This is a genomic window from uncultured Porphyromonas sp., from assembly GCF_900541275.1.
Taxonomy (GTDB): Bacteria; Bacteroidota; Bacteroidia; order Bacteroidales; family Porphyromonadaceae; genus Porphyromonas_A.
The window spans coordinates 13,516-35,623 of record NZ_UQJH01000001.1 but is presented as its reverse complement, the minus strand read 5'-3'; the positions used below and the strand labels follow the sequence as shown (position 1 = coordinate 35,623).

The following is a 22,108-nucleotide window of genomic DNA, read 5'->3' as shown; positions in this document are numbered from 1 at the left end:
ACTTTATTCATAGCGATGAGAAACCACATTATCCTTGCGCTCTCCATCCTTGCGCTCACCTGCCAGGCTCAGATCGCCGACACTTGGCATGGGATCTTGCAGGTCACACCAACCTACAGCCTGCCGCTTGTGCTCCACATCACGGAGGGGACCGACGGCTACTCCGCCACCTTAGACAGCCCGGAGCAGGGGGCCCGAGGGATCCCGGTGGAGCAGATCAGCTTCAGCCCCGATAGCCGGACGCTCAGCTGGCAGAGCCGCACCATCGGTGCCAGCTATAGCGGTCAGCTCGAGGGTGATACGATCCGGGGAGACTTCTCTCAGCAAGGGTTTACCACTCGACTGGATCTGATACGAGGTGAGTACCGGAAGAGCAAGCCCAAGGGCGACCTCCCCTACCACGCCACCGAGCTCTCCATCCCCTCGGGAGAGGTGACCCTCGCTGCCACACTGACGGAGCCTAGTGAGCGGAGGAGTTCTACCGCAGTGGTCCTAGTGGCGGGTAGTGGACCCAATGATAGGGACGAGAAGCTGGGGCCACACAAGCCTCTCCGCGACATAGCCGACTACCTCACCCGGCAGGGCATCACCGTGCTGAGGTATGACAAGCGAGGAGTGGGCGAGTCTACGGGGGCATTCGGAGCCTCTATGCTGAGTGACTTCGTGGCAGATGCCAAGTCGGCACTTGAGCACCTCAGAGGGACGGGACGCTACTCGAGGGTGGGTCTCATAGGTCACAGCGAGGGAGGACTGATCGCCGAGAGGATCGCAGCAGAGAGTCCGGCAGAGGTCGACTTCATCGTGCTGCTTGCCGCCCCGGGGACCTCAGGTGTGGAGATCATCACATACCAGAATGTAGTAATGATGTCAAGCCTGATCTCCCCCGAGGCAAAGGAGGACTTCGCCAAGATTACCAGTGAGACATTCAAGGATCTCGCCTACCACTCCACGACCCGAGCGGAGGACTCTACGCTGATGCGGGGCTACTTCGAGAGGGTGCTACCGCTGGTCCGCGAGGAGCAGCGAGCCGGCACGAGAGCGATGGTGCTCAGCGACAGGGACTTCCGATCGATGCTTGATGCGACCTCCACACCATACTATAAGGAGTTCCTCAGGAGCGATCCCTCCGCCCTCCTTCCGCGGATCACCTGCCCGATACTGGCTCTTAATGGGAGTAAGGATATGCAGGTGGAGGCGTCAGACAATCTCGGCGCAATCAAGCGCCTTGCGACAGCATCCTCCGGTGTGACGACAGAAGAGATTGCAGGGCTCAATCACCTTTTTCTACCCTGCAGCACCGGTCTCCCGGGCGAGTACGTCCAGCTCAAGCCCGGCTTCTCGAGCGAGGCTCTGGAGATGATGACGGAGTGGATCAAGGAGGGGGAATTGGGCAGGTAATGCCTTTTGGGTAAATTTGCACTATCAGTGATAGTTATCAGTAAGTAATCCTCTATATGTTTTCCGGAATAGTCGAGACAACGGCAAAGGTGCTCCGCGTGGATCACCCTCACAATAGTACCAATGTGGACCTTACCCTGACCGTCCCCTTTTGGGACGAGTTGGCGATAGACCAAAGCGTGGCGCACAATGGAGTCTGCCTGACAGTTGTCTCAATCCATCCTGAGGAGAAGAGCTACACAGTCACCGCGGTGCAGGAGACCCTTGAGCGCTCCAACCTCGGCGACCTCAAGCCCGGTGATCGGGTCAATGTGGAGCGGAGCATGAGGAGTGATGGTCGCCTCGATGGGCATATCGTCCAGGGGCATGTCGATACCACTGCCGAGTGCATCGGGCTGGAGGATGTGGGTGGAAGTACCTACTACACCTTCCGCTACAGTGTCACTGACGAGATGGCAGCTCGTGGCTACACCACTGTGGAGAAGGGCTCTGTCTGCATCAATGGCGTCAGCCTCACAGTGGTGGACTCCGAGAGAGACACCTTCAAGGTCGCCATCATTCCCTACACCAAGGAGATCACCAACTTTGGTGACCTGTCGGAGGGGAAGCGGGTCAATCTCGAGTTTGACATCATCGGCAAGTACCTCGCCAAGCTTATCACCTTCCGTCAGTAACTCTCTCCCATGGACCCCGACAGCAACCCTCTCAGCGAGCTGATCCAGTCGCGCCAGAGTACTCGCAAGTATCTCGATAAGCCGGTACCACGTGAGGCAATCGAGCGCATACTTGATCTGACACACTTGGCACCATCTGCCACCAATTCGCAACCCTGGCGCTTCATCGTCGTTGATGATCCGGAGCTCAAGGTCGCTGTCGCGAAGTGTCTCACCTCCCCCCTACTCCCATCAATGAACACCTTCGCCAAGGAGGCGCCTGCGCTCATCGTCGTAGTCGAGGAGGCAGCCAATGTGGCGGCAAAAGTAGGAAACCTCCTCAAGAAACAGCACTTCTCCCGGATCGACATCGGTATCGCCGTGGGCTATCTCACGCTGGCAGCACGCAGCGAGGGGCTTGACACCTGCGTCATAGGCTGGGTGGATAATAAGAAGATCCAGGACATCCTCCGGATACCTCGGGAGAAGACGGTCCAGCTGGTGGTGTCGCTCGGCTACTCCGACGACCCTATGCGACCCAAGACCAGGAAGAAGATGGACAAGATCCGCTCCTATAATACGTACTAACCTCATCCCTCTGTAGCAACATCATTTATGGCTCAGAAACCAAGCATACCCAAGGGCACTCGTGACTTCTCCCCCGAGGAGATGGCGAAGCGCAATTACATACTCAATACGATCATCAGCACCTACCGGCTCTATGGCTATCGCGAGATACAGACGCCGGCGATGGAGAACCTCTCCACCCTACTCGGGAAGTATGGCGACGAGGGGGATCGGCTGATCTTCCGCATCCTCAACTCGGGCGACAGCCTCAAGGACTTCGACCGGCAGGAGCTGCTGACGATCGATCCGGCTGACTTTGCCTCCCGAGCCTGCGATCGTGGGTTGCGGTATGACCTAACGGTCCCCTTTGCTCGGTATGTGGTGCAGCACCGTAATGAGATCACCCTCCCCTTCAAGCGGTACCAGATACAGCCGGTATGGCGTGCGGATCGCCCCCAGAAGGGTCGGTACCGCGAGTTTTACCAGTGCGATGCCGACGTGATCGGCTCCGACTCCCTCCTGCATGAGGTGGAGCTGACACAGATCATCGATACCGTCTTCGCCAAGCTGGGCGTGCGGGTCGTGATCCTCCTCAATAATCGGAAGTTGCTCACTGCCATCAGCGAGCAGCTGGGGATCGAGAACATCATCGACCTGACCGTCTCCATCGACAAGCTGGAGAAGATCGGCTGGGAGGGTGTCGAGGAGGAACTGCGTGGCAAGGGCATCGGCGAGGAGGCGATCAGTCGCTTAAAGCCGATCCTCGGTATCTCGGGAAGCAATGAGGAGAAGCTGGAGAAGCTCGCCGACCTCTTCCGCGAGAGCGAGGTGGGTCGCAAGGGGGTGGAGGAGCTGACCTACATCCTCGACAAGCTACACCACTGTCGCATGCAAAATGAGGTTCGGCTGGACCTCTCATTGGCACGCGGCTTGGACTACTACACAGGGACTATCTTCGAGGTGAAAGCGCTCGACACCCCTATGGGGAGCATCACCGGTGGAGGTCGGTATGACAATCTCACAGGAGTATTTGGGCAGAGTGGTATGAGCGGTGTGGGGATTTCCTTTGGTGCGGAGCGGATCTTCGACGTACTGGAGGCGCTGGATCTCTATCCCGAATCGACCCACTCGGGGACGCAGCTGCTCTTCATCAACTTTGGGGAGAAAGCCTTGGACTACATCCTTCCCCTACTCGGCGTGCTCCGCAGTGAGGGGATCACGGCGGAGGTCTACCCGGACGATGCGAAGATGAAGAAGCAGATGTCCTACGCCAATGCACTCTCGATCCCTTACGTTGCTTTCATCGGCGATGACGAGATCGAGCAACATACCATTAGCGTCAAGGATATGGAGTCGGGTGAGCAGCAGAGCTATACCACCGAGGAGCTGATAGCTCTCCTCCGGTCGTGAGTCATGGGTGACAGCGATACATACTGCAGGGTAGAGCTGCAGGGAAACGTGGGGCATGACCCGCTGATCCGCTACCTGGATGAGAGGACCTGCATGGCATCATTCAGCGTGGCGACAGACAGTCTCCTCCCCGACACCCCGGGTGGAGCGGTGACAGACTGGCATGACGTCGTCTGCTACCGGGAGCCCGCTCACTATGTGGAGGCCCACGTCCGTAAGGGGTATAAGGTTCGGGTGGTCGGCAGACTGACTTATAAGAGGTACCGCAGTGGAGAGGATAGATACAATCGCAAGGCGATGATCATTGCTGAGCAGGTGGCTCTCATCTCTAAGCCTCAGCCCAAGACAGTGACCCCTCAGGAGGCGTCGATCACTTCGCCTTACGCAGACTATAGAGAGACGCTCAGTAAGGATGCGGAGTCTGGTCTGCCTTTTTGACCCCCCCGATGATAGACAGTATAGCAATTTTTATCCTTGGAAGGCATCGAATACATCAGTAGCGGGCTACTAAAGGGCGTGGGCGTGATCCCACTGGGACCGGAGGGCATCGTGACGCTGGTCATTACTCTGGTACTTATCGCAGTCTGTCTCTACTACAGTGGCTTTTGCTCCTCATCGGAAGTGGCCTACTTCGCCCTCACCCCATCGCAACTGGAGGAGCTGAAATCCTCTAAGGAGGAGCGGGACAAGAAGGTGATCTATCTGCTGGAGCATGGAGAGTATATGCTCAGCACGATATTGATCTCCAATAACTTCGTCAATACGGCGATCGTGATGCTGAGTGACTCGGTCGTCAATCAGACGCTGGACTTCTCCCATGCGCGTACGCTCGGCTTCATACTGCAGGTGGTGGTCATCACCTTTGCGATCCTGCTGGTGGGCGAGATTATCCCGAAGGTCTCCACACAGATGGATCCGCTCAGGGTGGCACGTCGTAATGTCACCACTCTCTTCACCTTCTATGGCGCCCTCAAAGGGATTAATAAGGCTCTCGTCCGTATGGGCGAAGTGATTGGCAAGTCCCTGACAAAGAATAAGTCTGAGCTCGACCGAGAGGACCTCAGCAAGGCAATCGAACTGACAACGGAGGACAGCGAGGAGCAGGGGGTGCTGAATGAGATACTGCTCTTCCAGCGCAAGACTGTCTCCGAGGTGATGACACCGAGGATCGATATGGCGGCGCTGGAGCTCTCAACACCCTATGCGGAGGTGCTCTCCTTCGTCGAGGAGTGCGGCTACTCGCGCATACCGGTCTACTACAAGCGGATCGACTCGATCAAGGGGATCCTGTACGCCAAGGACCTCCTACAGCATCTCAGCGAGGCACCCGACTTCCGATGGGAGGGATTGCTGAGAGAGGTACTATACACACCAGAGGACGTGAAGGTAAGCCATATGCTGGAGGTCTTCCGTAAGGAGCGTCGCCATATGGCGATCGTGGTGGATGAGTATGGTGGTACGAGCGGTCTGGTGACGATGGAGGATCTATTAGAGGAGATCGTCGGAGACATCGAGGACGAGTACGATGAGGACGAGCAGCTCTACAAGGAGCTTCCAGACGGGTCCTTTGTCTTTGATGGCAAGATCAGCATCCTTGACTTCCTCCGCATCGTCAAGGTGGAGGACTACGATGCCATCTTAAGGGTATCGGACGAGGCGGAGACGCTGGCGGGACTGCTGCTGGAGGTGAAGGGGGACTTTCCCCAGGTCAATGAGGTGATCACTATCGACGGGCATCAATTCAAGGTGCTCTCCATCACAAACAGGCGCATCAGCAAGATCCTCTTCATCCCCGACCCGGAGAAGACTCAGGACGACGAGGTGAGGAAGCAAGAGACTGAGGAGAGACCATGACTAACCGGTCCTCAGTGGTGGTGATCCCCCGCATTGACTCAAGAGAGGATACCCACCTGACGCTGAAGCGTGGACTCCGGCGGCTCTTTGCCGACGAGGAGCTGCCGCATGTGGCTCATTACACAGACGGAGCGCCCTACTTCCCCAACCGACCCGACCTCCTCTACTCCTCCTCCGACTGCCACTGCAGCGTTGCCCTCCAGGTGGCTCCTGCGGGACTACTACCGGTGGGCATCGATGTGGAGGATAAGGCGGATCAGGCCGCGAGGATCCTCCCACGTTACACCACGGAGGCAGATCGCCGGGCAATGGCGAACTACCCACAGATAAGCCCACTTGAGCTATGGAGTGCCAAGGAGGCGATCTTCAAGGCCTTCAGTCGCTACGTGCGGGACTTCCAGACGGACATCACCCTCCTCGCACCGGGACACTTCGCTGTCAGTCGCCTCGGTGAGGTATCGGTATCCTACAGGTCGGGCAGCGAACTAAGTACTCTCTCCGAGAGCCACCACACCTATCCGGACCCGCTCGTCCTCGCCTTTATCACCGCCCCCGAGGTGGAGGAGCGTCTGATCGTCCTCTGAGGATATGTAAAAAGTGGTACCTTTGTTACCCAAACATACTTTCAATAAAATTGCCAAAGAATATGGCTAAGAAAATCAAGGCAATCACGCCCCGGTCAGAGAATTACTCCCAGTGGTACAACGACATCGTACTGAAGGCTGACCTAGCGGAGAATGCTGCCGTCCGCGGCTGTATGGTCATCAAGCCATACGGCTTCGCTATCTGGGAGCGGATGAAGGAGCTTCTCGATAAGTCATTCAAGGAGACCGGCGTAAGCAACGCCTACTTTCCCCTCCTGATCCCTAAGTCCTTCCTCAGCCGGGAGGCGGAGCATGTCAAGGGCTTTGCCAAGGAGTGCGCCGTGGTGACCCACTACCGGCTCAAGGCGACAGAAGACGAGTCTGCTGTCATCGTCGACCCCGAGGCCAAGCTCGATGAGGAGCTGATCATCCGCCCCACCTCAGAGACGGTGATCTGGAATACGTACAAGAATTGGATCCACTCCTGGCGCGACCTTCCCCTGCTCTGCAATCAGTGGTGCAACGTCATGCGCTGGGAGATGCGTACCCGTCTCTTCCTCCGCACGAGCGAGTTCCTCTGGCAGGAGGGTCACACCGCCCATGCCACCGAGGAGGAGGCTCAGGAGCGTGCTCGTCAGATGCTCCGGGTGTATGCTGACTTTGCTGAGAAAAAGATGGCTATGCCGGTCATCCGCGGCGTAAAGACGCCCACAGAGCGCTTTGCCGGTGCCATCGACACCTACACCATTGAGGCGATGATGCAGGATGGGAAAGCGTTGCAGAGCGGTACGTCACACTTCTTGGGGCAAAACTTTGCCAAGGCCTTTGACGTCACCTTTGCCGACAAGGATGGCGAGGAGAAACTGGTCTGGGCCACCTCGTGGGGCGTATCGACCCGCCTGATGGGCGCACTGATCATGACCCACTCTGACGACAACGGACTGGTGCTGCCGCCTGCGCTGGCTCCTATCGATGTTGTGATCATCCCGATCTACAAGAGTGATGAGGAGCGTGCTCAGATCACCGAGCTGGTGGAGCCGCTCATCAAGGAACTTCGCGATCACGACATTAAGGTAAAGTACGACGATGCGGACAACAAGAAGCCGGGGTGGAAGTTCTCCGAGTACGAGATGAAGGGCGTACCGGTTCGCCTCGCCCTCGGACCTCGCGACGTCGAGGAGGGGACGATAGAGGTGATGCGCCGAGACACGCTGGAGAAGGAGACCGTCCCCTACGAGGGCATCGGCAAGCGGGTCGAGGATCTGCTGGATCAGATCCAGGAGAATCTCTACAAGCGCGCCCTTGACTTCCGTACCGCACACACCTACAGCTGCGACGACTGGGACGACTTCTGCGAGAAGGTCGAGGCCGGTGGCTTCGTAATGGCGCACTGGGACGGCACCGCCGAGACCGAGGAGCGCATCAAGGACCTGACCAAGGCGACGATCCGATGCATCCCACTCGGTCAGCCGGACGAGCCGGGTAAGGACATCCTGACCGGCAAGCCCTCCGAGCGCCGAGTACTCTTTGCCTGCTCCTACTGATAAGGCTCGATGAGCCAAGCAGGACTACTTATCCTTATCGCCGTGGTGCTGGTCTACCTGCTCCTCGGCGATACTCTTTTGAGGCGTGCCGGCTACCGCAATCACACCGTCAAGAGGAAGCCTAATGTACCTATGTCATCACCCTCTATCCCCTACGCAGAGCTACTGAAGCAGCTCCAGCCACCTATGGTGCCTACCGAGGAGCTGGAGAGGCTGACAGCTGAGAGGCAAGGGATCTACCCACGCTACTTTATCCTCGACCTGCAGACCACCGGGCTCTCGATCCGGCAGGGCGAGGAAGACCGCATCGTGCAGGCAGCTTGGCTGGGCTTAGACGATCAATACCGTGAGCTCTGTCACGGCGTGGTGCTGGTGGAGCAGAGCAATGCCGGCAGCGACGAAGCGAGGAGGGTACACCACTTGGACACCCACACACTCCAGATCATGGGGAAGAGCGAGGAAGAGCTCCTCGAGCTGCTCCTTCCGCTCATCAAGAGATCCTCCGTCCTCGTCTGCCACAACGTCCGCTTTGACTTAAGCATCCTCCTCGGAGCGATACGGCGGCTACACCCGACGGCAGAGTATTGGCTCAAGCATAAGGAGGCGATCTGCACCATGGTGCTTAGCGCTGCCCTCGACCCTCACTGGCGACACCACTACCGCTCCCTCACGTCCCTCACCAACGAGTACACCGGGATCAGTCCAGCAGACATGGACGCCATCGACATCACCGGCTGGCGAAATGTCTGCCTGACTCGGATCTGTCTCGCACAGCTCCGCCTCCGCTACCCTGATGAGACGGAGCCGGGGGACCTGCCCAATGTCGAGGACTACCTTGACCGACGAGTGGGACCTTAGGTCGCGATGGTATTTTTGCAATAAAGGATAGCAGAATTGTCTGTGTATTAGAAAAAAGGTATATTTGTACAGAAGATAGGGGAGGTAATCCCCCTATCGCCGAACACTAACCGTAGACACTAATTACACAAGGAAGAGTTATGAGTAACAATAATTCCGGAATAAAGTTTATGCTGGGTCTCTTCGTAGGCTCAGCCATCGGAGCGGCCATCGCATACCTCTCTGACGAGAGCCGTCGCAACCAGCTCATTGATGATATGTCTGACACCGCAGACAAGGTGAAGAGCAACGTGAAGGACGCTTATTATGAGGGTCGTATCCGCGCGCGCAAGGCCGGTCGCGACCTCTCTCACTACGTTGAGGACATCAAGGGCGACGCAGAGGACATCTACTCTACAGTGAAGGACTCCGCTTCCCAGCTGGGAAATAAGGCTAAGGACACCGCTCAGAAGGTTGCTGACCTGACTGAGGAGGAGCTCGAGGACCTCAAGGCTGAGGCCAAGGAGCAGAAGGACAAGCTCGCTGAGGAGGCCAAGAAGAAGGTCAGCAAGGACTAAGCCCCCTTGGCGCACTCAGAGCCACTTATCTACAGATGGGATTGCCGAAGTATCCTCACAAGGATCCTTCGCGGTCCCATCTGTCTTTATCCTACGAGAGTATCACCTTACTTATAGGGCACAGACATGGCTAAGACAATCAAGCAAATCATCGATGAAGTAAAGACAGAGGCTCTCTCCTTCGTGGGTGCCAAGCGCGAACTCGCAAAGCTCGAGGCAATCGAGAAGGGAGTCCCTGCTGGCATCAAAGGGGTGTACTACCTTATTATGGCTGTCGTCGGGCTGACGGCACTCCTATTTCTTCAAGTGGTCATCGCACTGCTTTTTGCCATGATCTTTGCTTCCGACCTACTGAGCGCCTACGACACAGTCTCCGCTCTGGCAGCTGGATTCGGGTGCTTAGTGGGGCTACTGCTACTCATCGAACTCATCCTCCTTCTTCTCAAGAAGCCGATCACCAGCTCGCTCGAGGAGAAGATCATCTCCGCTCAGCTGGATAAGCTGGAGGATATGGAGGAGAAAGAGGCCGGAGAGGCTCGGCGTGAGACCGCCACAGTGACCATGGTCGCCGACGTGACTGATGTCCATGGCGAGTCAGTGATCCCCGGTACAGAGTCACCGGACCACCCGGTTGTGGAGGTTCACCAGTTTACTGACGAGGACGTCCTGCAGGGCAACTAACCATCATTTCCTCTGAGAGAGTACACTACTATGAGTACAAAAGCATATAAGCCAGACTATAAGAGCCGGCTGGAGGCGCAGAAGCACCGCTTAGAGAGCCGATCGGAGGAGAGCAAGATGCGGATCCTCAATAATGTCGACTACCTCCGCACCGATGGTGCCGAGGTGGTCAAGACAGAGGCGCTGAGAGCCCTCTCAGACAAGAGTCCGGTAGCGGCAAAGCTGGTAGGAAACGTGCTGGGGATCAAGGCCCCCTCTGACAGGCCCCACACCCATTTCGTCCGTATGGATCGCGATCAGGATGGCACGATGAGTGAGCATACACGTGTCTCCCGTCTCCTCCGGGACACCCAGCCGGGAGAGGGCACCGGTAAGCCCTCCATAGTAAGCAGGCTTCAGGACTCCTCCTGGAGCACACTTCTCCAGGACGTGGTGATACCTGCAGGATTAGCCGTCGGTAGCAGCCTCCTACTCGCCGGGACCCTTCGGGGAGCCGGCAGTGGTCTCCGTGGCTTGACTAAAGGACTTATCAAAGGAATCGGAAAAGGGGTTTTCAAACTGTAAAAACGGACGAAAAACCGATTTTTTTAATTATATTTGTCCATCGAAAGATTGATGATTGCGGATCATACCGCGGTCTCTATAACACTGACACCAGTAACTGATTTTACATAACAGACAATCACTATGATCAAAGTAGCTATCAACGGCTTTGGCCGTATCGGTCGCTGTGCATTCCGCGCAGCTCAGAAGCACGACAACATCCAGATCGTTGCCATCAATGACCTCTTGGACGTCGACTACCTCGCTTATATGCTGAAGTACGACACCATGCACGGTAAGTTTGAGGGCGAGGTGGACTGCGATAAGGAGAAGAACCTCCTGATCGTCAATGGAAATAAGATCCGCTGCACCCAGGAGACCGATGCTGCTAATTGCAAGTGGGACGAGGTCGGCGCCGAGTATGTACTCGAGTGCACCGGCTTCTACCTCACCAAGGAGAAGAGCGAGGCTCACCTCAGAGGTGGTGCCAAGTATGTCATTATGAGCGCCCCCTCCAAGGACGACACCCCTATGTTCGTCATGGGTGTTAATAACACCACCTACAAGAAGGGCACCCAGATCGTCTCCAACGCCAGCTGCACCACCAACTGTCTCGCACCCCTCGCTAAGGTGCTGCACGACAACTTTGGCATCAAGGATGGTCTTATGACCACCGTACACTCCACCACCGCTACCCAAAAGACCGTCGATGGTCCCTCCAAGAAGGACTGGCGTGGTGGCCGTGCTGCTGCCGGCAACATCATCCCCTCCTCTACCGGTGCCGCTAAGGCTGTAGGTAAGGTGATCCCCTCTCTCAATGGCAAGCTAACCGGTATGTCTCTCCGCGTGCCTACTCTGGACGTCTCTGTCGTTGACCTGACCGTCAACCTCGAGAAGCCCGCCACCTATGAGGAGATCTGCAAGGCAATGAAGAAGGCCAGCGAGGGCGAGATGAAGGGCATCCTCGCCTACACTGATGAGGCTGTCGTTTCTTCCGACTTCCTCGGTGACACCCACACCTCTATCTTTGACGCCACCGCAGGTATTGCTCTCACCGACACCTTCGTAAAGGTACTCTCTTGGTACGACAACGAGATCGGCTACTCTAATAAGCTGATCGAGCTCTGCGAGTACATCGCTAAGGTAAATGCGTAAGTAATCGCATCCCACAGACTACTCCCCACTCTGGGAGTAGAGCTCAAAAGGGGCTGTGCTGACCAGTGTCAGCACAGCCCTTTTTTCTTTTTCCAAAACCGGTAAAGAGGGTCCTGCTATGGAATAGTCTCAAGGAGAGAGCGTATCGAAGCACTAAGGTTAGCCCGAGCCACTTCGGGTCTCATCGCCACATCCAGCAGGGTCCCGGGTGGATTGATGCAGACGACGCGATCGAAGCCGGCAGCGAGCAACTTATCCCTCGACCCGACCCGACCGGCCACGAGCCAGGTAGGCACACCGGCGGATCTCGCACGCCTCATGATGCCGTAGGGCAACTTCCCCATCAGGGTCTGATCATCGGCACTCCCTTCACCGGTGATCACACAGTCGGCACCACGAACGAGGTCATCAAAGTGCAGGTACTCCAGGAGCAGGTCGATCCCGGACCGGCACTCCGCCCCCAGAAATTGCATAAAGGCGTAGCCCAGTCCGCCTGCTGCACCCGCACCCCGCTCACCACTGCGATCGTAGCCAAGGTGATCCGCTGCTCGAGCTGCCAGCTCTCGCATCCTACCCTCGATCACCGAGACCATCACCGGAGTCGCGCCCTTCTGTGGAGCAAAGACGCAAGCCGCACCACGAGGGCCATAGAGCGGATTAGTCACATCACTCGCCAAGGTGAAGTGACAGTTGCAGAGCGCATCACCGAGTGCCTCTCGCGCCACCCCGAGAGCGTCAGTCAGCGCCTGCAGCATACCCACTCCACCATCGCAGGTGGCGGTGCCGCCCAGCCCTATTATGAACCGCCGGTAACCGCGACGATAGGCATCAGTTACCAACTGACCCACCCCATACGAGGAGGCCACGAGCGGATTACGCCGATCCGGAGGCACAAGGTGGAGTCCCACGGCTTGGGCTGACTCGATGAGCACCACCTGTCCCCTCGTGATGCCGTAGTCAGCAGTGACCGGGCTCCCCAGTGGATCCCTCACTCGTAGAGATACACGCTCTCCCCCCATCACTGCCAAGAAAGCGTCCAGCATCCCCTCCCCTCCATCTGAGACTGGGACGGAGATCACCTCCGCTAGAGGATCAGCACGGCGGATCGTCTCCGAGACAACCGCCTCCGCCTCCAGCGAACTCAGGCACCCCTTGAAGGAGTCTATGACCAAGACGTACGATCGCATTGCAGCCACAATATACACAGAATGATCCAGAAGCCTCGTACCATAGTCTACGAAACGAGGGAGTATCAAAATGGAGACCCATAGAGGCTCATAAGTAGATGATTCTCAGGAGCCATAAAGGGCGCTCTCTCCTTCGGCATCAGGCAGTCTCTGGGGCTACCACAGGAGAGACTGTTTCCCAACACTTTGCACCGATAGGCTCTAAGAAAAATCTAATACCGATATTAGTGACGCCTAATATCGGTATTAGAGAATTCTTTTACCGGTATTAGATCGACCCTCCCACTTGGGGGTCTCCACATAGACCTTGGACTATGATGATGAAGTTTTTCAGAAGAGAGGAGACACTAAAGTGATTCGCGACCGCCATCCCTGCTAAACCTGACGACCCTCATACGGGATTGGATTTTTGTGTAGCGGAGGATTTTCATTGGTGTTAAGAAAATTCTATATTTGTAAGAGCGAATGAAGAAACTGCGAACCATAGTGGGCGGTCTGGTGGGGATCCTTGCGGTCCTCTCCCTCTCGGTGGCTTGCCATCGGTCTGAGGGTGTTGATCGGGTCGCTATCGCTGCGCTCGACAGCCTTGACCGAGTGATCGACCACCGGTCTCACTATATGGAGCTCAAGGAAGAGCGTCTCGGTGAGCTGAGGGCAAGATTAGAGACCACTGAGCAGGAGGGGGCACCCTTGGAGCAGCGCTATCGCAGAACGTTGGAGCTCGCACAGGAGTACAGACCATTCCGCTTTGACTCCGCACTATACTTCTCTCGGGAGGCACTGGAGCTGGGGCATCGGCTCGAGGACTTGAGTGCCACTCACCGCGCCGGCATAGAGGTCGCCTATTGCTACCTCTCAGCGGGACTCTTCCTCGAGGCACGCGAGACCATTGATGCGATAGCTCCCGACGGCACACCAGACGCTGGGGAGGCTATCGCCGTCCATCTCCTCCGGATGAAGTACTTCCTCGACCTCGCGGACTACAACGACCACAATGATGAGATGGCGCACAGGTACCGCTCGGCAGGTCTCAGGGAGGCAGATGAGGTGATCGCCCTCACACCAGAGGGCTCTCACGACCACTACTATGCGCTGATCCATAAGCGGCTACACCTACACCAGTACCGTGAGGCACTCTCGACGATCGATGAGCTACTCCGGCAGGAGTCGATCACCGACCGCGATCGAGCGATACTCCTGTCACTGAAGGGGACAGCTGCCACTCTTATGGATGATGATCTGACAGCGGTGGAGGCTCTGGCTCAGTCTGCTGGGTATGACCTGATCACCGGCACGCACGAGACCACGTCGCTTGCACGCCTTGCAGGCGAGCTGTATCGTATGGGCGACATTGACCGAGCAGCAAGGTACATCGACCTCGCCATGGAGGACGCCAATTACTATGACGCAAAGCACCGAAAGGTAGCCGTAGGTGACATTCGCCCACTGATCGAGCAGAGCAGGATGCATCAGATTGACCTACGACGACGTCAGATGACCAGCTACACCATAGTCGCCTCACTGCTCTGTCTTCTGCTGGTCACAGCAATCGTGGTGATCATCCTCCAGATGCGCCACCTACGCCGCGCAACGAAACAGATAGAGGAGGCCAATGGCGCCCTACGACTCTCCAATGAGCGGCTCGAGGAGGCCAATGCGATCAAGGACGAGTACATCGGATCCTCCTTCTACAGGCAGGGTGCCTACTTCCACGAGCAGGAGGAGCTCTACCGCTTCCTCAGGCAGCGATTAGAGAGCAAGCAGTACGATGCGATCCGTAAGCGGATCCGCCAGAGTGAGGTGACGAGAGAGCGAAAAGATATGTACGCGGACTTCGATCAGACCTTTACTAATCTCTTCCCCACCTTTGTCACTGAGTACAATGCCCTCTTCCCCCCTGAGGAGCAGCAGTCGCTCCTCCCGGGCGACCCGCTAACCCCCGAGATGAGGATCTTTGCCCTGATCCGTGTCGGGGTGTCTAAGACGGAGCAAGTGGCACACTTCCTCAATTACTCCGTCAATACGATCAACACCTACAAGACACGGGTGAAAAATAAGTCCCTCGTGGAGAATAAAGACTTTGAGGGCGAGATCATGAAGATCGGGAGATCGAGGTAGACTCCTCGACTCAAAAAAAAGACAGAGGGGGCAAAAATAGGGTCTCAAACCTCCCAAAAAAAGACCATATTGAGGTTATATTTATGAGTTAAGAAAATTAATTAGTTACCTCATAACCTGCACACTACGACCTCAATCAACTAATATACCCTTATATACTTTTGTGGTTACTTGGCAGACTGTCCCGAAGGGATGACTTTTGTATCAGAAATTAATGGAGCCCACTCCGTCCTAACCCTTCGGAGTGACCCATTACCCTCGATCACATTTTACGAAACCCTATAATATAAGCAGTCATGAAACCACGTACGCTTATCCTCTCCCTGCTCCTTGCGCTGACGATATCGATCGGATCCGCCGGGGCACAAGAGGTCCTCAAGTCCCCTGATGGCAAGCTCACCCTCACCTTCCACCTCGGGAGCAAGGGCGAGCCGATGTATCGCCTCGACTATGGCGACAAGCCGGTCGTGCGGGACAGCCACTTAGGCTTTTTCCTCAAGGATCACGAGGATGGTGACCTCGTCTCTGCCTTTGAGCAGCAGGGCGATGCCGTCCGCTCCACCTTCGACGAGACCTGGACGCCGGTCTGGGGCGAGGTGAGTACGATCCGTAACCATTACAATGAGATGCTCATCCGCCTCTGCCAGAGGGACAATGGTCGCGAGATGGATCTTCGCTTCCGTCTCTTTGATGACGGCATGGGGCTGAGGTACGAGTTTCCCGACCAGGATCGCCTGATCTACTTCACGGTGAAGGAGGAGGCAACAGAGTTTGCCATGGCAGGCGATCACATCGCCTTCTGGATCCCCGGCGACTACGACACACAGGAGTACAACGTCACCGAGTGCCGTCTCAGCGAGATCCGGAGCCGGTACGATGAGGCGCACATCCACAACGCCTCCCAGCAGGACTTCTCCAAGACCGGCGTGCAGACGCCGCTGCAGCTCAAGGCTGACAACGGGCTCTACATCAACATCCACGAGGCAGCACTGATCGACTTCCCGGCACTCAATCTGGAGCTGGACGACAAGGCCATGATCTTCCGGGCACACCTCACGCCGGATGCTCAGGGGAGCAAGGGGCATGTGCAGACTGCATTCAACACCCCTTGGCGTACTGTCATCGTCAGCGATGATGCGCGGGACATCCTCGCAAGCAAGCTGATCTATAACCTCAATGAGCCGTGCAAGATCGAGAACACCTCCTGGATCAAGCCGATGAAGTACATGGGCGTCTGGTGGGAGATGATCACCGGCAAGAGCACCTGGGCCTACACCGACGACCTCCACAGCGTCCATCTCGACCGGACCGACTACTCCAGGGTAAAGCCCAACGGTCGCCACGGAGCCACGACCGCCAACGTGAAGCGCTTCATCGACTTTGCCTCCGCCCACGGGATGGATGGGCTGCTGGTCGAGGGGTGGAACGTTGGCTGGGAGGACTGGTTTGGCCACAAGAAGGACTACGTCTTTGACTTCGTCACCCCCTACCCCGACTTCGACATCGAGGAGATCCACCGCTACGCTAAGGAGAAGGGGATCAAGATGCTGATGCACCACGAGACCTCCAGCTCGATCCGCAACTACGAGCGTCACCTGGATGCCGCCTTTGACCTTATGAAGAAGTACGACTACCCGGGTGTCAAGACCGGCTACGTCGGCGACATCGTCCCACACGGAGAGTACCACTACGGTCAGTGGCTGGTCAATCACTACCTCTATGTGGTGAAGAAGGCTGCCGAGCGACAGATCATGATCAATGCTCACGAGTCGGTCCACATGACCGGGCTGAGCCGCACGTACCCCAACCTTCTCTCTCAGGAGTCGGCCAAGGGGCAGGAGTTCCAGACCGGTGGCAATCCCGCCAACCACCTTACCCTACTTCCCTTTACCCGCCTCATCGGTGGTCCGATGGACTACACTCCCGGTATCCTGATGATGGACCTCAGCCGACTCAATCCGGACAACCACAACGTCGTCCGCACCACCGTCTGCAATCAGCTCGGCAGCTACCTGACGATGTACACGCCACTCCAGATGGCGGCCGACCTTCCCGAGCACTACGAGGAGCGGATGGATGCCTTTGAGTTTATCGAGAGGGTGCCGGTGGACTGGAGCGACAGCAAGTACCTCGAGGCGGAGCCGGGACGCTACGTCACCGTAGCACGTAAGGACAAGTCGAGCGAGGACTGGTACATCGGCAGCGTCAGCGGAGTAGACCGAACGACGAAGATCAGCCTCGACTTCCTCACCCCGGGTAAGAAGTATCTCGCCAAGGTGTGGCATGACGGCAAGAAGGCTCACTACCTGACCAACCAGTACGACTATACCATCACGGAGCAGAAAGTGACCTCCAAGAGCACCCTCACCCTGCACGAGGTGGAGGGCGGAGGCTTCGCCGTGATCCTCTCTGAGATCAAGTAAATCCCTTAACCCCATATCTTAGTATGAATAAGAATAGCAGTATACTCAAGCAGGCTCTGCGACTACTCGCCCTACTGGTGGTGGTCAGCGGGAGTGCGCTCTCTGCTCTCGCCCAGTCGGTACGCGCCCACGGTGTGGTAGTCGACGTGGAGGGCTCTCCCCTACCCGGTGTCACCGTGCGGGTGACTGACAAGGTAGGACAAGGGACGATCACCGATATGGACGGAAACTTCTCCATCCAGGTCGAGAAGTCTGATCGCCTCACCTTTACCTACGTCGGCTTCGTCGATCAGACGATTGCCGTAGCAGACCAGACCTTCCCCCTTCGCCTTGTCCTCCACGAGGACTCCGAGCTCCTTGACGAGGTAGTGGTGATCGGCTATGGGTCGGTGCAGAAGAAAGACCTCACCGGCTCTATCACCACGATCTCCAGCAAGGACTTCCAGAAGGGCGCCATTGCCACTCCGGATCAGCTCATCACCGGTAAGATCGCCGGTGTGCAGATTGTCCCCGGTGGCGGAAGTCCCGGCGCCGGCTCCACGATACGCATCCGAGGCGGTGCCTCGCTCAATGCCTCCAATGACCCGCTGATCGTCATCGACGGCGTGCCTATGGAGGGCGGCTCTCTCCCCGGAGCACCGAGCGCACTTAGCTCGATCAACCCCGCTGACATCGAGTCGATGAATGTCCTCAAGGATGCCTCCGCCACAGCGATCTATGGCTCCAGAGCCTCCAATGGCGTGATCATCATCACGACGAAGAAGGGAAGTCTCGGCCAGCCACTCCGTGTACAGGCCACCACCCGATTCTCCGTCTCCACCCCTCGTAAGTATGTCGATGTCTACACCGGCGACGAGATCCGCGAGATCGTAAAGAAGAGCGGCAATGCGAAGTACATCGCTATGCTCGGAAAGGAGAATACCGACTGGCAGAGCGCCATCTACCAGACCGCCTTTGGTGCGGATAATAACGTCAGCATCAGTGGTGCCACCTCCTGGCTCCCCTACCGCGTGTCTGTAGGATACTACAACGAGAAGGGTATCCTCAAGACGGACCACATGCAGCGCGTCACCGGGGACCTCAGTCTGTCGCCCCATTTCCTCAATGACGACCTCACAGTGACGCTGAATGTCAAGGGCTCCCACACCCGAAATCGCTTCCCCAATAGGGACGCCATTGATGGGGCAGTGAGGATGGATCCGACCCAGCCGATCATGTCTGATGATGCGGTCTTCAAGCCCTTCGGCGGCTACTGGTTCCTCACCGGTGAGGGTACCGAGGGTCAGGTGATCCCCCGCTCACAGGCACCTCGTAATCCCCTTGCCCTCTTGATGGAGAAGGAGGACCGAGGCACCACCAATCGCATCATCGCCAACTCGATGATCACCTACAAGCTTCCCTTCGTCAAGGGGCTGAGTATGAACCTCAATCTTGCCTACGACTACGGCGTGGGGCAAGGCACCATCTACATCCCCACCACAGCACCGCTCAATGAGTACACCAATCAGGTGATCGGCAAGGGCGGTCTGGACAATCAGTATCGCCAGGAGAAGACAAATAAGCTGCTCGACTTTTACCTCAATTATAAGGTGGAGTCAAAGGCTCTCCTCGGTGCTCTCGATGTGATGGCGGGCTACTCCTACCAGGACTGGCTCACCAAGGATTACAAGTACGCCGACAAGACCGCCGGAGGGATCGAGTACAATAAGCCGGTCTTCCCCTACGATATGCCGAGGAATACGCTTGTATCCTTCTACGGTCGTGTCAATTACTCTCTCCTCGACCGCTACCTCATCACAGCTACAGTGCGTACCGATGGCTCCTCCCGCTTTGCACCCAAGTACCGCTGGGGTATCTTCCCCTCCGTCGCTTTGGCATGGAAGATCAAGGAAGAGTCCTTCTTCAAGGACGTAGATGCCGTCAGCGACCTGAAGCTCCGTCTCGGCTACGGTCTGACCGGACAGCAGGATGGTATCGCCAACTACAGCTATCAGCCGGTATACTACCTCAGTGGCAATCAGTCAAAGTACCTCCTCGGTGACAAGTGGTACAATATGTACAAGCCTGCCGCTTACGATGCCGAGATCAAGTGGGAGCAGACCGCTACCTCCAATATCGGTCTCGACTACGGATTCCTCAAGGGGCGCCTCTACGGCTCGATCGATCTCTACGTCAAGCACACCAAGGACCTCCTGAATACGATCCCGATCCCTGCCGGAGCCAATTTCTCCAATAAGCTCCTCACCAACATCGGCTCTATGACCAACAGGGGTGCAGAGTTGTCAGTGAACTATATCCCGATCGAGACGAAGGACTGGAACTGGGTGCTGAACTTCAACGCCACCTACAACCAGACCGAGATCACCAAGCTGACGCAGGTCGAGGACCCCACCTATCTCGGTGCTGAGGTGGGCGGTATCAATGGTGCCACCGGCAACAATGCCCAGATCCACTCCGTAGGCTATGCGCCTTACTCCTTCTTTGTCCACAAGCAGGTTTATGATGAGCAGGGTAAGCCCATTGAGGGTGTCTTTGCGGACCTTAATGGTGACGGAAAAATAGACAACTACGACAAGTACCACTGTGGCAAGCCGGCACCGGACTTCCTCTTCGGTCTCAGCACCTCACTTCGGTACAAGGGGCTCACCCTATCCACCTCCCTGCGTGCTAATACCGGCAGTAAGATCTACGACAACGTCTCCAGCAACAATGCCACCCTCGACTCGGTCATCGACCCTCTGGGATGGATCAGCAATGCGACACACGACTATAGTGAGTCCGGTTTTATCAATAAGCACTACCTCTCCGACTACTACGTCCGAGATGCCTCCTTCCTCAAGATGGACAATCTGACCCTGAGCTACGACTTCGGTCGCCTCTTCCACGACAGCGTAGGGATCAACCTCGGTGCGACGGTGCAGAATGTCTTCACCCTCTCCTCCTACAAGGGCATTGACCCGGAGGTCTCCGGTGGGATCGACCACCAGTTCTACCCCATACCCCGCACCTACTCTCTTAGTCTGGGTCTCACCTTTTAAGTCATGCAAAAGATTATGAAGACTACTACCATACTCATCTCTACCCTACTCACTGGGCTACTCCTCGCCTCCTGCGTCCGCGATCTCGATCGAATGCCGACGAATGACGTGACCGGCCCCAAGGTCTTCTCTACCGAGGAGGGTACGCGTCAGGCCTTTGCCAAGGTCTATGGCGCCTGGGCGCTCGCGGAGGGCGATGTCGCCGGTATTGACGATGGTACCTCGGGATTTACCAGAGCGTTCTTCAACCTCCAGGAGCTCCCCACAGACGAGGTCAAGTGTGCCTGGAACGACGAGGCAGTCAAGGGGCTGAGCGACGGTACCTGGGACGCCACCACCGGCATTGTCGCCGGAGCCTACTACCGCTCGATCATCCAGATCAAGTATGCCAACGAGTTTCTCGCCAACGTGGACAGCTCACCCCTCAAGCCTGAGGAGAAAGAGCTGATGAAGGCGGAGGCTCGCTTCGTCCGCGCCTTCCAGTATTGGGTGCTGATGGATCTCTACGGCGATGTCCCCTTCATCACCGAGCAGGACCCAACAGGCAAGACCGCTCCTAAGAGGATCGCCCGCAAGGAGCTCTTCGACTACGTCGTCTCGGAGCTAAAGGCGGTGGAGCCACTCCTCAAGCCTGCCGGTCAGCAGGTCTATGGTCGCGCCGGTCAGGCTGCCGCCCAGGCGTTGCTTGCCCGTGTCTACCTCAATGCCGAGGTCTACACCGGCACCGGTCACTACGCTGAGGCAGCGGAGTATGCAGAGAAAGTCATTACCGGCGGCCATAAGCTCCATCCGATATACAAGGATCTCTTCGGGGCGGACAACCACAAGTTTACCGATGAGATCATCCTCGCCGTCCCGACGGATGGGCAAAATGCCCAAAGCTGGTCAGGTGCCACCTTCTTCGTCTGCGCCTCCTACAATCAAAAGATGCTCACTGAGCTACAGGACAAGGGTCTGCTGCCCAGTGTCGGCACCAATGGCAAGTGGGGCGGCAATAGAGCCACACCGACCTTTGCCAAGCTCTTCACCCCGGAGGACAGCCGCAACCTGCTCCTCAAGTCGACCGACACGATCGAGAAGCTGACTGACTTCGACCAGGGCGTATATGTCTATAAGTACACCAATGTGACCAGCGACAATAAGCCGGGCAGCCATCTGGACTTCTGCGATATGGACTTCCCCCTCTTCCGTCTCGCCGAGATGTACCTTATCTATGCCGAGTGCGCCGCACGGGGAGCTGCCGACAAGGGCAAGGGACTGGACTATCTTAATAAGATCCGCAGCCGCGCCGGCATCGCACCGACAAGCAACCTTGACCTCTCGCAGATCATCGACGAGCGCGGGCGCGAGCTCTACTGGGAGGGTCACCGCCGCACCGACCTGATACGCTTCGGACTCTTCACCTCCGGCAGCTACCTATGGGAGTGGAAGGGTGGAAAGGCCTCCGGTGCAGCGATGACCGCCGACAGGGCACTCTACCCCATCCCCGCTTCTGATGCACTCGCCAATCCTAACCTTCGTCCCAAAAGCAAATGACT

General features: G+C 56.9%; 18 protein-coding genes. 17 read left to right on the top strand and 1 reads right to left on the bottom strand.

The features are described 5' to 3' along the window. Nucleotides 1–15 precede the first annotated feature (15 nt). From QZR17_RS00145 to gap, 13 genes are all read left to right on the top strand, one after another. Nucleotides 16–1,398 (top strand): alpha/beta fold hydrolase, encoded by a 1,383-nt coding sequence (locus QZR17_RS00145; protein ID WP_297126164.1) that lies wholly within the window; start codon nucleotides 16–18, stop codon nucleotides 1,396–1,398. 56 nt (nucleotides 1,399–1,454) lie between these two features. After that, the gene (locus QZR17_RS00140) at nucleotides 1,455–2,072 is read left to right on the top strand and encodes a riboflavin synthase (protein WP_297126160.1); all 618 of its coding nucleotides are present in this window, start codon (nucleotides 1,455–1,457) and stop codon (nucleotides 2,070–2,072) included. 9 nt (nucleotides 2,073–2,081) lie between these two features. Beyond that, nucleotides 2,082–2,639: a nitroreductase family protein gene (locus QZR17_RS00135; protein ID WP_297126157.1), complete on the top strand. Its 558-nt coding sequence runs from the start codon at nucleotides 2,082–2,084 to the stop codon at nucleotides 2,637–2,639. 27 nt (nucleotides 2,640–2,666) lie between these two features. Next, on the top strand, nucleotides 2,667–4,028 hold the full coding sequence (gene hisS, locus QZR17_RS00130) for a histidine--tRNA ligase (RefSeq protein WP_297126154.1): 1,362 nt from the start codon (nucleotides 2,667–2,669) through the stop codon (nucleotides 4,026–4,028). A 3-nt stretch (nucleotides 4,029–4,031) separates the two neighbouring features. Then, complete coding sequence (locus QZR17_RS00125; RefSeq protein ID WP_297126150.1) at nucleotides 4,032–4,466, top strand: single-stranded DNA-binding protein; 435 nt, start codon at nucleotides 4,032–4,034, stop codon at nucleotides 4,464–4,466. Between the two features lie 36 nt (nucleotides 4,467–4,502). Beyond that, nucleotides 4,503–5,882, top strand: coding sequence for a gliding motility-associated protein GldE (gene gldE / locus QZR17_RS00120; RefSeq protein WP_297126149.1), 1,380 nt, complete (start codon nucleotides 4,503–4,505; stop codon nucleotides 5,880–5,882). After that, the gene (locus QZR17_RS00115) at nucleotides 5,879–6,466 is read left to right on the top strand and encodes a 4'-phosphopantetheinyl transferase family protein (protein ID WP_297126146.1); all 588 of its coding nucleotides are present in this window, start codon (nucleotides 5,879–5,881) and stop codon (nucleotides 6,464–6,466) included. Before gldE ends, QZR17_RS00115 begins: the two co-directional genes overlap by 4 nt. Before the next feature lie 62 nt (nucleotides 6,467–6,528). Then, the gene (proS, locus tag QZR17_RS00110) at nucleotides 6,529–8,010 is read left to right on the top strand and encodes a proline--tRNA ligase (protein WP_297126143.1); all 1,482 of its coding nucleotides are present in this window, start codon (nucleotides 6,529–6,531) and stop codon (nucleotides 8,008–8,010) included. Between the two features lie 9 nt (nucleotides 8,011–8,019). Then, nucleotides 8,020–8,868, top strand: a complete 849-nt coding sequence (locus QZR17_RS00105) for a 3'-5' exonuclease (RefSeq protein WP_297126141.1) — start codon at nucleotides 8,020–8,022, stop codon at nucleotides 8,866–8,868. A 140-nt stretch (nucleotides 8,869–9,008) separates the two neighbouring features. Beyond that, nucleotides 9,009–9,425 (top strand): YtxH domain-containing protein, encoded by a 417-nt coding sequence (locus tag QZR17_RS00100; RefSeq protein WP_296161163.1) that lies wholly within the window; start codon nucleotides 9,009–9,011, stop codon nucleotides 9,423–9,425. Nucleotides 9,426–9,551: 126 nt separating this feature from the next. After that, a complete protein-coding gene (locus QZR17_RS00095) occupies nucleotides 9,552–10,106 on the top strand; it encodes a hypothetical protein (RefSeq protein WP_296161160.1) in 555 nt (184 codons plus the stop codon). A gap of 30 nt (nucleotides 10,107–10,136) precedes the next feature. Next, a complete protein-coding gene (locus QZR17_RS00090; protein WP_297126137.1) occupies nucleotides 10,137–10,670 on the top strand; it encodes a hypothetical protein in 534 nt (177 codons plus the stop codon). A gap of 123 nt (nucleotides 10,671–10,793) precedes the next feature. Then, complete coding sequence (gene gap / locus QZR17_RS00085) at nucleotides 10,794–11,804, top strand: type I glyceraldehyde-3-phosphate dehydrogenase (protein ID WP_297126135.1); 1,011 nt, start codon at nucleotides 10,794–10,796, stop codon at nucleotides 11,802–11,804. 116 nt (nucleotides 11,805–11,920) lie between these two features. Here the strand turns inward: gap and QZR17_RS00080 are convergent, their stop codons facing one another. Continuing rightward, on the bottom strand, nucleotides 11,921–12,991 hold the full coding sequence (locus QZR17_RS00080; RefSeq protein ID WP_297126132.1) for a glycerate kinase: 1,071 nt from the start codon (nucleotides 12,989–12,991) through the stop codon (nucleotides 11,921–11,923). A gap of 465 nt (nucleotides 12,992–13,456) precedes the next feature. Here QZR17_RS00080 and QZR17_RS00075 point away from each other — a divergent pair, with 465 nt between their 5' ends. The 4 genes from QZR17_RS00075 (at nucleotide 13,457) to QZR17_RS00060 (ending at nucleotide 22,106) form a co-directional block, all read left to right on the top strand. Beyond that, nucleotides 13,457–15,109 (top strand): DUF6377 domain-containing protein, encoded by a 1,653-nt coding sequence (locus QZR17_RS00075; RefSeq protein WP_297126129.1) that lies wholly within the window; start codon nucleotides 13,457–13,459, stop codon nucleotides 15,107–15,109. A gap of 296 nt (nucleotides 15,110–15,405) precedes the next feature. Further along, entirely contained in the window at nucleotides 15,406–17,532 is a 2,127-nt protein-coding gene (locus QZR17_RS00070) for a glycoside hydrolase family 97 protein (protein ID WP_297126127.1), read from the top strand. Between the two features lie 23 nt (nucleotides 17,533–17,555). Next, complete coding sequence (locus QZR17_RS00065) at nucleotides 17,556–20,570, top strand: TonB-dependent receptor (protein ID WP_297126124.1); 3,015 nt, start codon at nucleotides 17,556–17,558, stop codon at nucleotides 20,568–20,570. A 15-nt stretch (nucleotides 20,571–20,585) separates the two neighbouring features. Then, nucleotides 20,586–22,106: a RagB/SusD family nutrient uptake outer membrane protein gene (locus QZR17_RS00060; RefSeq protein WP_297126122.1), complete on the top strand. Its 1,521-nt coding sequence runs from the start codon at nucleotides 20,586–20,588 to the stop codon at nucleotides 22,104–22,106. The last annotated feature ends 2 nt before the right edge of the window (nucleotides 22,107–22,108 follow it).

What these genes read in the sequence shown, in the direction of transcription:
- QZR17_RS00145 (WP_297126164.1), top strand. Translation starts at nt 16, where the DNA reads ATGAGAAACCACATTATCCTTGCGCTCTCCATCCTTGCGCTCACCTGC.
- QZR17_RS00140 (WP_297126160.1), top strand. Translation starts at nt 1,455, where the DNA reads ATGTTTTCCGGAATAGTCGAGACAACGGCAAAGGTGCTCCGCGTGGAT.
- QZR17_RS00135 (WP_297126157.1), top strand. Translation starts at nt 2,082, where the DNA reads ATGGACCCCGACAGCAACCCTCTCAGCGAGCTGATCCAGTCGCGCCAG.
- hisS (WP_297126154.1), top strand. Translation starts at nt 2,667, where the DNA reads ATGGCTCAGAAACCAAGCATACCCAAGGGCACTCGTGACTTCTCCCCC.
- QZR17_RS00125 (WP_297126150.1), top strand. Translation starts at nt 4,032, where the DNA reads ATGGGTGACAGCGATACATACTGCAGGGTAGAGCTGCAGGGAAACGTG.
- QZR17_RS00115 (WP_297126146.1), top strand. Translation starts at nt 5,879, where the DNA reads ATGACTAACCGGTCCTCAGTGGTGGTGATCCCCCGCATTGACTCAAGA.
- proS (WP_297126143.1), top strand. Translation starts at nt 6,529, where the DNA reads ATGGCTAAGAAAATCAAGGCAATCACGCCCCGGTCAGAGAATTACTCC.
- QZR17_RS00105 (WP_297126141.1), top strand. Translation starts at nt 8,020, where the DNA reads ATGAGCCAAGCAGGACTACTTATCCTTATCGCCGTGGTGCTGGTCTAC.
- QZR17_RS00100 (WP_296161163.1), top strand. Translation starts at nt 9,009, where the DNA reads ATGAGTAACAATAATTCCGGAATAAAGTTTATGCTGGGTCTCTTCGTA.
- QZR17_RS00095 (WP_296161160.1), top strand. Translation starts at nt 9,552, where the DNA reads ATGGCTAAGACAATCAAGCAAATCATCGATGAAGTAAAGACAGAGGCT.
- QZR17_RS00090 (WP_297126137.1), top strand. Translation starts at nt 10,137, where the DNA reads ATGAGTACAAAAGCATATAAGCCAGACTATAAGAGCCGGCTGGAGGCG.
- gap (WP_297126135.1), top strand. Translation starts at nt 10,794, where the DNA reads ATGATCAAAGTAGCTATCAACGGCTTTGGCCGTATCGGTCGCTGTGCA.
- QZR17_RS00080 (WP_297126132.1), bottom strand. Translation starts at nt 12,991, where the DNA reads ATGCGATCGTACGTCTTGGTCATAGACTCCTTCAAGGGGTGCCTGAGT.
- QZR17_RS00075 (WP_297126129.1), top strand. Translation starts at nt 13,457, where the DNA reads ATGAAGAAACTGCGAACCATAGTGGGCGGTCTGGTGGGGATCCTTGCG.
- QZR17_RS00070 (WP_297126127.1), top strand. Translation starts at nt 15,406, where the DNA reads ATGAAACCACGTACGCTTATCCTCTCCCTGCTCCTTGCGCTGACGATA.
- QZR17_RS00065 (WP_297126124.1), top strand. Translation starts at nt 17,556, where the DNA reads ATGAATAAGAATAGCAGTATACTCAAGCAGGCTCTGCGACTACTCGCC.
- QZR17_RS00060 (WP_297126122.1), top strand. Translation starts at nt 20,586, where the DNA reads ATGAAGACTACTACCATACTCATCTCTACCCTACTCACTGGGCTACTC.